5 protein-coding genes are annotated in these 3,009 nt (G+C 36.4%); all 5 read left to right on the top strand.

Annotated elements, in window-relative coordinates:
• Nucleotides 1–174 precede the first annotated feature (174 nt).
• Genes HMPREF2846_RS09560 through HMPREF2846_RS09580 form a run of 5 tightly spaced genes read left to right on the top strand, consistent with a single transcriptional unit; the run spans nucleotide 175 to nucleotide 2,976 of the window.
• A complete protein-coding gene (locus tag HMPREF2846_RS09560; RefSeq protein WP_070626523.1) occupies nucleotides 175–441 on the top strand; it encodes a DUF1108 family protein in 267 nt (88 codons plus the stop codon).
• Between the two features lie 2 nt (nucleotides 442–443).
• Nucleotides 444–929, top strand: coding sequence for a siphovirus Gp157 family protein (locus HMPREF2846_RS09565; protein WP_070626524.1), 486 nt, complete (start codon nucleotides 444–446; stop codon nucleotides 927–929).
• Nucleotides 926–1,699, top strand: coding sequence for an ATP-binding protein (locus HMPREF2846_RS09570; RefSeq protein ID WP_070626525.1), 774 nt, complete (start codon nucleotides 926–928; stop codon nucleotides 1,697–1,699). The genes HMPREF2846_RS09565 and HMPREF2846_RS09570 overlap by 4 nt, the downstream gene beginning before the upstream one ends.
• Before the next feature lie 28 nt (nucleotides 1,700–1,727).
• On the top strand, nucleotides 1,728–2,291 hold the full coding sequence (locus tag HMPREF2846_RS09575; protein ID WP_070626526.1) for a single-stranded DNA-binding protein: 564 nt from the start codon (nucleotides 1,728–1,730) through the stop codon (nucleotides 2,289–2,291).
• A 10-nt stretch (nucleotides 2,292–2,301) separates the two neighbouring features.
• Nucleotides 2,302–2,976, top strand: a complete 675-nt coding sequence (locus HMPREF2846_RS09580; protein WP_070626527.1) for a putative HNHc nuclease — start codon at nucleotides 2,302–2,304, stop codon at nucleotides 2,974–2,976.
• The last annotated feature ends 33 nt before the right edge of the window (nucleotides 2,977–3,009 follow it).

Genomic DNA, 3,009 nt, shown 5'->3' on the forward strand with positions numbered 1-3,009 from the left:
AAGAAGATGAAACAGAGGAAGCAGTCGATGACGGCGAAGAGTATATTACGTTATTTACGATTAAGTATTAAAAAAGACTGCTAGCAACGGCAATTGCTAACAGTCAGAGTAGAGGTTGAAAATTACATCAGTTTTTTCAGCCTCTACAATATCAAAAATTGGAGGGATAAGCAAATGTATTTTGAACAAGGTGCAGTAGTGCGTCATAAATTCAAGGTAGACGGCTTTGAGTTTATGAGAGAAATCGCAAGAGAAGATGATCATATCAGTATTTTAGTTTCGACTGTAAATAATGTTTACGTTACAAAAACAGCAGTCGCCAGTTTATCAGACATTGAAACTGCAGAAGAGATTATTAAACAAGATATATACACATTTATTGAAGAACAGACAGACGAACTCGACAAAATCATGGCTTACTTTTCGAAAGGGTGGGGGTAAATATGGCCAGCTTATATAACTTATCCGAAGGCTACAAAGAAGTTTTAGACAAAATGGATGAAGGTTATTCATTTGAAGATATTAAGGACACATTAGATGCAATTAAAGCTGATATGGACACTAAAGTTGATAACATTATCGGCCTCAAACGTTCAGCAGAAGGTGATGTTGAAATTATAGATAAGGAAATCAAGCGTCTGCAAACTCTAAAAAAACAGAAACTGAACCTAGCTGATAAATTGAAAGGCTACCTACAGGACATGTTGGAGGTTCAAGAATTAACTAATTATCGTACCTCTAAAAACTATGTATTTAAGAAGCGAAATGCTCCAAGCAAGTCAATTACAGATGAAAAGCTAATCCCTGATGAATATTGGTTATCTCAAGCACCTAAGTTAAATGCTAAGCAACTGACAGACGACTTGAAAGCAGGCAAAGAAGTGCCGGGTGCTGAGCTTAAAGTGACTGAAAGCCTGGTGATTAGATGAGTGAAGAACAAAAACAAGATATTCTAACTCAATTAGGAGTGAAGGACATCAGTAAGCAGAACGAACATAAGTTTTATAAATTTGCAGTATATGGAAAGTTCGGTACAGGGAAAACAACTTTCTTAACTAAAGATAACAACGCACTCGTATTAGACATCAATGAGGACGGTACAACAGTGACAGAAGATGGTGCAGTCGTACAAGTAAAAAACTATCAACACTTTGTAGCAGTAGTTAAAGCGTTACCTCAAATTTTAGAGCATCTTAGATCTAACGGAAAACAAATTGACGTCGTAGTGATTGAAACTATTCAGAAGTTACGCGACATCACGATTGATGACATTATGGCAGGTCAAACTAGAAAGCCTACATTCAATGACTGGGGCGCAACCGCTACACGCATTGTTCACATGTATAGATTTATTTCTAAGTTACAGGAACATTATCAATTTCATCTTGCTATCAGCGGGCATGAGGGCATCAACAAGGACAAAGATGACGAAGGAAGTACAATCAATCCAACAATTACCATTGAAGCGCAGGAACAGATTAAAAAGGCTGTGTTAAGCCAGTCAGATGTACTAGGCAGAATGATGATTGAAGAAAATGACCAAGACGGACAGAAAGCATTCAACTATGTATTTAATGCAGAACCTTCACCGATATTTGAAACAAAAATAAGACATTCGCCAAGCGTTACGATTACAAACAAAAAATTCATCAATCCAAGCCTTACTGACGTAGTTCAAGCAATCAGAAACGGAAACTAAATTTAAAAATCAAAGGAGCAATTCAATTATGAAAATTCAAGGTAGAGCAAATCACATTACAGATACTAATCAAGAGAAATTCTTAAAAGGCGGCGACTTCTTAGGTGCTGGGGAATTCACAGTAAAAGTTAAAGAGATTCAATTTAATGATAATCAAAACCGATACTTCACAATCGTATTTGAAAATAACGAGGGTAAACAATTCAGTCATAACCAGTTTGTCCCACCATTTGAACAAGATTTTCAAGAAAAACAATATATCGAGTTGTTAACACGCTTAGGTATCAAATTGAATTTACCAGATTTAACTTTTGATACTGATGAGTTAGTAAACAAATTTGGAACAATCGTTTTGAAGAATAAATTCAACGAGGACCAAGGAAAATACTTTGTGCGTCTATCATTTGTAAAAGTTTGGAACAAAGGCGACGAGATTGTAAATAAGCCTGAACCTAAAACGGATGAAATGAAACGTAAAGAACAGTTAGCAAGCGGAAACAATCAACCAGAGCAGAAGCAACCGTTAAGCAATCAAGATAATCCATTTGCAAACGATCCATTAGGCTACAATGATTCAGATTTAGCTTTCTAGGAGTGGTTTAATGCAACATATCACTAGATACCAGCAAGACAGCGACGGTACTTATTCCGTCGTTGCCACTGGTATTGAATTAGAACAAAGTCACACAGAACTGATAGACAACGGATATTCGGTTTTAGCAGAAGTTAAAGTGTATGACAACAAAAGTATTACGCATGAACAAAGAAAGAAGATATTCGCATTGCTTAACGATATAGAGAGGTACTGGGGTGAACCAGTAGAAGCGTTGAGAGCGAGATTTCAAGCAGAATTAGAAATTATGAACGGTTATGATCCAATCAGTCTATCCAACTGTGAAAGGAAAGTAGCCAGTGAATTAATAGAGTTAATCATAGCATTCATGTTCCATCATCAAATTCCTATGAGAAGAGAAACAAGCGACCTGCTTAAACAAGATAAATCTTTCTTGTACTGGTCTACAGTCAACCGTAACTGTGTTATCTGCGGTAAACCTCATTCAGACCTTGCACATCATTACGCAATAGGTAGAGGTAAGAACCGTAAGACAATGAACCATTACGGATATGAAGTGTTAGCGCTATGCAGAGAGCATCATCAGTCTCAACATGATATGGGCGTTGAAAGCTTCGATAAATTACATCATTTAGAGAACTCGTGGATTTCAGTAGATGATCGGCTTAACAAATTGTTGAAAGGAGAAAGAAATGATGAATGATATAGAAAAATTAGAATCCGAAAAAGAAGTTCT

Source organism: Staphylococcus sp. HMSC056G08 (assembly GCF_001812305.1).
GTDB classification, from domain to species: domain Bacteria; phylum Bacillota; class Bacilli; order Staphylococcales; family Staphylococcaceae; genus Staphylococcus; species Staphylococcus simulans.